The following is a 1,025-nucleotide window of genomic DNA, read 5'->3' as shown; positions in this document are numbered from 1 at the left end:
AGTGGCACTTCCGTTGTTTGCCAATCAATCAGCAGGTGGTTCGGCTTCGCTTGGTTTGCTCTGGTCGGCATTCGCAACAGGATCGCTTTCGGGAACACTTGCTTTCTCACTGATCAACTGGAAGTTTTCGCTCGGCTCAACCTTATCGGGAATCATCGTACTGTGGGGTATCTCGACATTGCCGCTCGCATTCGCGCCGACGCTTTGGATCGCCGTTGCCGTTATGGCGTTGGCAGGTTTTTGCTATGCACCATATGGAGCGCTGTATCGGACATTTTTGCAGCGCAATGTGCCGAATCATTTGCTGGGGCGGGTCTTTACCTCGATCCGCACCGTCACAGGAGTGGGCATGCCGCTTGGGGCTGCCGCATCCGGCTTCCTCATTCCCGTGACGGAGGTGTCAGGTTTGTTCGGGCTCTCGGCTGTCGCCTGTCTGATCGTGGGGGCCATTTCCTTCCGCGCGCTGCGTTAGTAGGTTTCATTTGCGGTTGATCAAAGGCGCGACCCATCGCTTGATTCGTTGGGGCAGCATGGTATACAGCATCGACAGCAGGCTGAGCTTCCACGGCAACCGGAGCTCTGCCTGCTTTTTTGCGACGGCGCGGATGATGGCATGTGCCGTATGCTCCGGCGAGAGCAGATACGCTTGGACATTTTGGCGATAGGAGCCGCCTGAGTCCGCTTTCTCGAGAAAAGGCGTATCGATCGGTCCAGGCATGACGCAGGTGACATGAATGCCTGTTCCGATCAGCTCCTGTCTCAATCCTTCGCTAAAGCGGATGATCGCAGCCTTGGAGGCGGCATAAACCGCAGCTTTGGCTGAAGCGACTTGCCCGGCGAGTGAGGCGATATTGATAATGTGCCCACTACTGGCACGCTGCATCATTGGTAAAAATGCGCGTGTCATGTAAAGCACGCCATCGACATTGGTCTGGAACATTTCCGCAAGCTCGGTCAATGTCATCTCCGCAAACGGCTTGAAGACAGCGACACCGGCATTATTGTACAAAAAGTCGCAGCGGCCA

The 1,025-nt window shown here is 55.6% G+C and carries 2 protein-coding genes; one reads left to right on the top strand and one right to left on the bottom strand.

All coding sequences use genetic code 11. The annotated features are described in order from the left end of the window. On the top strand, positions 1-472 hold a 472-nt coding region (locus EDM56_RS31100), incomplete at its 5' end, for an MFS transporter (protein ID WP_183192662.1). Between the two features lie 6 nt (positions 473-478). Here the strand turns inward: EDM56_RS31100 and EDM56_RS31095 are convergent. Next, positions 479-1,025, bottom strand: a 547-nt coding sequence (locus tag EDM56_RS31095; RefSeq protein WP_122921765.1) for an SDR family NAD(P)-dependent oxidoreductase, incomplete at its 5' end; no start/stop codon positions are given.

Source organism: Brevibacillus fluminis (assembly GCF_003710825.1).
GTDB lineage: Bacteria > Bacillota > Bacilli > Brevibacillales > Brevibacillaceae > Brevibacillus_D > Brevibacillus_D fluminis.
Note: the sequence above shows the minus strand (reverse complement) of the source record. Positions and strands in the feature narration are given on the sequence as shown.